This is a genomic window from Streptomyces sp. JJ38, assembly GCF_019303475.1.
In the GTDB taxonomy this organism is placed as follows: domain Bacteria; phylum Actinomycetota; class Actinomycetes; order Streptomycetales; family Streptomycetaceae; genus Streptomyces.
In genome coordinates, this window is the sequence record NZ_JABLSI010000097.1 from 1 (window position 1) to 2,682 (window position 2,682).

Here is a 2,682-nt window from a genome sequence, read left to right on the forward strand (position 1 = left end):
CACGAGAACCACACCAACCCACACACCGAACTCCCCACCTACCCCTTCCAACACCAGCGGTTCTGGATCTCCCCCACCAGGACGGCAGGCGCCAAGGGAAGTGACCATGCCTTCCTCGACACGGCCGTGCCCCTGGCCGACGCGGGTGGCGTCCTGCTCACCGGAAGCTTCGGGCTCGCCACGCACCCCTGGCTGGCCGACCACGCGGTAGCCGGCACCGTGCTCCTGCCCGGCGCGAGCATGGTGGAGATGGCGCTTCACGCGGCCCAACAGGTGGGTTGTTCGCAGGTTGACGAGATCACGTTGTCGGAGCCGCTGCCCGTTCCGTCGTCCGGCTCCGTACAGGTGCAGGTGCAGATCGCGGCCCCCGACGAGAGCGGCCGGCGCACGTTCACCCTCCACTCCCGCCGCGAGGACGGCACGGACCTGCCGTGGACCCGGCATGCCGAGGGGGCCTTGAGCACCGAGGCGGGCACCGTCCCGGCCACTCCCGTCCACCGGCCGGAGAGCGCCGAGCCCGTGGACGTCGGCGCGGGCTACGCGCGGCTCGACGGACGGGGCTACGAGTACGGCCCGGCCTTCCGGGGGCTTCGGAGCCTGTGGCGCCACGGTGAGGCCGTCCACGCCGAGGTCGCCCTGCCGGAGGAGCTGCACGAGGACGCCGCCCGGTTCAGCCTGCACCCCGCCCTGCTCGATGCCGTGCTGCACGCGGCGCTGCTGGCCGGGACACACGACGCGGAACCCGGCCGGACGCTGCTGCCGTTCGCCTGGTCCGGGGTCCGGCTGCACGCCGTGGGCGCCACGTCGCTGCGGATACGCGTCTCACCGGTCGGCGAGGACGCGGTCGCCCTGGAGATGACGGATGCCGCAGGCGGTCCCGTGGCCTCCGTCGAGCGGCTCGACCTGCGCCCCGTCGCCGTGGAGCGGCTCCGTGAACTGCACCCTCCCCAGGGTGGCGGGCTCTACGGGGTGGAGTGGGTCGGGCTGACGGCGCCGCAGGGCGCCGAGCCCGGACGCTGGGCCGTGCTCGGCCGGACCACCTGGCGTCCCCACCCCGACTGCCCCGCCTTCGCGGAACTCTCCGCGCTCCGCGGCGCGGACGCCGAGCCCGAGGCCGTCTTCGTCCTGCTCGACGCTGACGTCGACCCCGGCTCCGACACCGCCCCTCCCGAGGCGGTCCACGCCGCCTGCGAGGCCACCCTGCGCCTGCTGCGGGACTGGATCGCCGAGGAGTCCAGTGAAGGCGTCCGGCTCGTCCTGACCACCCGGCGATCGGCACCCGGCGCACTCCGCGCGCCCCTGCACGCCCTCGCCCGGACGACGGCGGCCGAGAACCCCGCCCACCCCATCACCCTCCTCACCCTCGACGACGTCAGCACGCCACAGCACATCGCCGCCGCTCTCGCCACCGGTGAACCCGAAATCGGGCTCGACGGCGGGCGGATCACCGCTCCGCGCCTCACCCCGCTCGCCGCCGGCGACGACGCGAGCCCGGCGTGGGACCCCGACGGCACGGTCCTCGTCACCGGCGGCACCGGCGCCCTCGGCCGACTCATCGCGACGCACCTCGTGCGACGACACGGCATGCGTCACCTTCTGCTGGTCAGCCGCAGCGGCCCCGGGGCGGAGGGGGCAGCCGAGCTGCGCGACGAACTCACGGCTCTCGGTGCCACCGCCACGATCGCCGCCTGCGACATCACCGATCCCGCGGCCGTCGACCGGCTCCTGGCCTCCGTCCCCGGAGACCGCCCCCTCACCGCCGTCGTCCACACCGCGGGTGTCCTCGACGACGCCCTGACCGCCAACCTCACCGACCGGCAGCTCCACGCCGTCCTCACCCCCAAGGTCGACGCCGCCCACCACCTCCTCCGAGCGGCGCGGCGCCACCCCCTGGGGGCCCTCGTCCTCTTCTCCTCCGTCACCGCCACCCTTCCCAGCCCGGGCCAGGCCAACTACGCGGCCGCCAACGCCTACCTCGACGCGCTCGCCACATCCGACGGGCAGCCCACCGCCACCATCGCCTGGGGCCTGTGGGACCAGCCCACCGGCATGACGAGCCACATGAGCCGAGCCGACGTCGCGCGCATGGCCCGGAGCGGGATCAGCGCACTGGACACCGAGGACGGCCTCGCCCTCTTCGACCGCGCGATCAGCCGCGCACCCGGCCACACGGTGGCCGCACGGCTGAACCCCGGCGCGTTCCGCAACGCCTCAGCGCCGGAGGACGTACCGGCGGTACTGCGGCGCCTCGTGCGGGTCCCGCCGCGCAGGGCCGCCGGTGGGCTCCAGGCGGCGTCCCCCGGTGACTCCTTCACCGAGCGGTTGGCGGGGCTGTCACCCGAGGAACGCAGGGGGGAAGCGCTACGCCTCGTGCGGTTGCACGCCGCGACGGTCCTCGGACACGCCTCCCCGGAACAGGTGGACGCCCAGCAGGCGTTCAAGGAACTCGGCTTCGACTCACTGACGGCGGTCGAGCTGCGCAACCGGCTCTCCGATGCTGTGGGCCGACGGCTCCCGACGACGCTCGTCTTCGACCACCCGACGCCGACGGCGGTGGCTGCGTTCCTGGTCGACGAGCAGACCGTGGTGAACCCCGCCGACGGCCGGCGGCGCGGGGCCGAGGACGCGGACGATCCGATCGTGGTGGTGGGTATGGCCTGCCGCTACCCCGGTGACGTGACC

1 protein-coding gene is annotated in these 2,682 nt (G+C 74.3%); it reads left to right on the forward strand.

The features are described from left to right. The coding region (locus HPT28_RS26365; RefSeq protein WP_219094485.1) for a type I polyketide synthase at positions 1 to 2,682 on the forward strand (2,682 nt) is incomplete at both ends.